Raw genomic sequence first — 2,578 nt, 5'->3', positions numbered from 1 at the left:
AACCACCCTCGCTTTTTAAAATTTAGCTTAGGCTAAAAGAGTCCACCGGACTCTTTTACTACGTCCCATAACCAATGATTTAATGGCGCGTTCAGCTAGATTATTGGAAAGGACCAGATGCCCGTCTTTCAAAATGGCCTTAAAGGTTTCTTCATACTTGAGACTGTATTCAATTGCCCTTCCTAGTTTTGAACCAGGTAAAACTGACTGACGCCGACACCAAGCAAAGAAGTCTTCCATTAGGGGTTGGAGCTCTTCTTGACGTTTCTGTAGTCGTTCATCAGCTGGCAAAACCTCCCAGTCTCTTTCCAAGGCAAATAACTGGTCACAATAAGCTAAACCTTTAGCTCCTAAGGATGAGTTATCTGCTTGCTTGGGGGTGGATTCAAAAAACTTCCTTCTCACATGCGCCCAACATCCAACAAGTTCAGCTTCTTCCAGTTGACGATAAGCTTCTAGCGGTTCGCAGTTTACCAAGCTTAGCGTCGCCTTGCTCCTAAACCTTGGACTGCTATCGCATAGGCAGAACTAGAGGACTAAAGTCCTAAGTTACTGCCGCAACATATCACAATGCACATATCCAGAATAATCTCCTAGGAATTCTTGTACTACTGAACCACTTCGACGCTGATCATGGTGGTACAGCGTGATTCCTTGCTTCTCAGCTTTCCCAGACAAAAAAGTCCAATAGTAGGTCAGATGGCTATCACTCTCTAGCACCCTATAATAGGTTTCATCCGCATGAAGAAGAGCTTGTTCTAACAACTTTTCTCGTAAAAGGTTATAAAGGGACTCTAATAGTATTGACTCGCCTTGATATGCCAATTAGAGATTTCCTTACGTGTGATTGGTAAACCCATCCTAGCCCAATCTTCTTCTTGGCGATAATTGGGAACCTTCAGATTAAACTTCTGATGGATGGTGTGAGCGATTATAGAAGCTGAGCCAAGGCTATGCGCCAAAGGGGCTTTAGGGATAGGAGCTTTCACGATTTTATCACTCGGATTTTTCTCACTGCATGCTTGGCACTTATAAGCGTGTTGGATATGATCTATGCGTTTTAATTGCGCAGGAATAAAGACTAATTCTTGGCCTTGAAGACTCGCTCCAATCTCTTTTAGCTCTCCCTGACAGTCAGGGCAAATGCAATCCTCTAAGCGATGATGAACTTCTTCTGAATCGAATTGGGCAAGAAGAGCTTGACGTTTCCCTTTAGCTTTCTTACGTTTATAGGTGATTTCTTCTCTTTCAACTGGGAACATCTCCATCTTCATCAGATGAAACTTCCTCCTCAAAAAGGCTGACTTGTCCAGATGGACAAACACTTTTCTCAGAGGATTTTCCATAGAGCTTTTGCGTTAGATAAGCCACTTGTTCACGCAGAAGGGCAAGTTCATTGGTGAGACTATCAATTGTAGCACTCTGTTGTTGAATGAGTTTTAATAAGTCTTTCATCATCTTCCCTCTCTGTTTTCTAACTTTATTATACTAAAAAGAAAGTCCTCATTTCAATAGAAATCACGACTTTCTGATGAATTTATTTTTGGAGTGATAGAAAAGCCCTTCATCAGCCAGTCTACTTGTTCAGGTGTGAGAGCTTTGACATCCTTTTCTGTACTTGGCCAAGTCAACTTACCGTTCTCAAAGCGTTTATATAGTAGCCAAAATCCTTGACCATCCCAGTAAAGGGCTTTAAAGCGGTCTTTACGTCCACCACAAAAGAGAAAGACTTGACCTGAGAAAGGATCCAATTCAAAGTGGGTTTTAATGAGATAAGCCAGTGAATCAATGCCTTGTCTCATATCCGTTTTCCCACATACGAGATAGACCTGCCCTAGGCTAGATAGATGAATTGTCATAGAGCAACACCTTATCCAAAAGCTCTTCTATCATTTCGAGATTGAGAGATTGAAAAAAACTTACTTCAAGCTTGCCAATACGAATTTTAAGCAGAATATCATTTCTCTTTTTAGAATCAAAACGACGAGATTGTGGAATCTCTACAGGAACAATAGGTTGTGGCATTAAAATATCCTCCAATAGTTTTACTTTACTAATAGTATACAGGAGGTCTTCCATGAATGATAGATACCTTGTTATGACGCGCTTACATTCTAACGCTAAATTGGAAGCAACGAATAATCTCATTAAACTCATCAAACGCAATGTCTTTGGTTTTCGGAACTTTGAAAACTTCAAAAAACGGATTTTCATCGCTCTGAACATCAAAAAAAGAAAGGACAAAATTTGTCCTTTCTGAATCTTAGCTAACTTCCATCTACTACAGTTGGCAAAGAGGCTTCTTCACTATCCGCTATAGGGTGAGTATATCCAGCTAATGTGTAGGTTACCCTAGTTCTTTTTAATTGATAAAGATTTTTGCATGTGAAGGCTATTGAGAATCAAATAGAATCATCTACTTAAGCTTCTTCATCATCTTTTTTCTTTTTAGAAAAGAGTAAACCGACTGCTCCAAAGATTGATAGAAGTCCTAGAGCAGCTGTAGTGCTATCTGATCGACTACCAGTATTAGGTAATGCAGCTGCCTTAGCCTTGTCCTTAGCCACTGGGTTAACTG

Annotated in this window: 4 protein-coding genes and 2 pseudogenes; 1 reads left to right on the top strand and 5 read right to left on the bottom strand. The window is 40.3% G+C overall.

Annotated features, from left to right (window positions below; all coding sequences use genetic code 11):
• Positions 1-60 precede the first annotated feature (60 nt).
• The 4 genes and pseudogenes from HT691_RS11300 to HT691_RS05765 form a co-directional block, all read right to left on the bottom strand.
• Positions 61-1,274: pseudogene (locus HT691_RS11300) on the bottom strand (IS66 family transposase); the annotation flags it as partial.
• Positions 1,249-1,455 carry a transposase gene (locus HT691_RS05775; protein ID WP_055356965.1) on the bottom strand — a complete coding sequence of 69 codons (207 nt, stop codon included), beginning with the start codon at positions 1,453-1,455 and terminating at the stop codon, positions 1,249-1,251. The pseudogene HT691_RS11300 and the gene HT691_RS05775, both read right to left, overlap by 26 nt.
• A 53-nt stretch (positions 1,456-1,508) precedes the next feature.
• A complete protein-coding gene (gene tnpB / locus HT691_RS05770; protein WP_023941878.1) occupies positions 1,509-1,859 on the bottom strand; it encodes an IS66 family insertion sequence element accessory protein TnpB in 351 nt (116 codons plus the stop codon).
• Positions 1,840-2,025 carry a hypothetical protein gene (locus tag HT691_RS05765; RefSeq protein WP_031223047.1) on the bottom strand — a complete coding sequence of 62 codons (186 nt, stop codon included), beginning with the start codon at positions 2,023-2,025 and terminating at the stop codon, positions 1,840-1,842. The genes tnpB and HT691_RS05765 overlap by 20 nt, the downstream gene beginning before the upstream one ends.
• 85 nt (positions 2,026-2,110) lie before the next feature.
• On the opposite strand from HT691_RS05765, the pseudogene HT691_RS05760 reads away from it, so the two are divergent.
• A pseudogene (locus HT691_RS05760) lies at positions 2,111-2,267 on the top strand (transposase); the annotation flags it as partial.
• A gap of 153 nt (positions 2,268-2,420) precedes the next feature.
• On the opposite strand, the gene HT691_RS05755 reads toward HT691_RS05760, so the two are convergent.
• Positions 2,421-2,567: an LPXTG cell wall anchor domain-containing protein gene (locus HT691_RS05755; protein ID WP_172922270.1), complete on the bottom strand. Its 147-nt coding sequence runs from the start codon at positions 2,565-2,567 to the stop codon at positions 2,421-2,423.
• Positions 2,568-2,578: the final 11 nt, after the last annotated feature.

This window comes from Streptococcus sp. 477 (assembly GCF_013277295.1).
In the GTDB taxonomy this organism is placed as follows: Bacteria; Bacillota; Bacilli; order Lactobacillales; family Streptococcaceae; genus Streptococcus; species Streptococcus pseudopneumoniae.
Note: the sequence above shows the minus strand (reverse complement) of the source record. Positions and strands in the feature narration are given on the sequence as shown.

What these genes read in the sequence shown, in the direction of transcription:
- HT691_RS05775 (WP_055356965.1), bottom strand. Translation starts at nt 1,455, where the DNA reads ATGAAAGACTTATTAAAACTCATTCAACAACAGAGTGCTACAATTGAT.
- tnpB (WP_023941878.1), bottom strand. Translation starts at nt 1,859, where the DNA reads ATGACAATTCATCTATCTAGCCTAGGGCAGGTCTATCTCGTATGTGGG.
- HT691_RS05765 (WP_031223047.1), bottom strand. Translation starts at nt 2,025, where the DNA reads ATGCCACAACCTATTGTTCCTGTAGAGATTCCACAATCTCGTCGTTTT.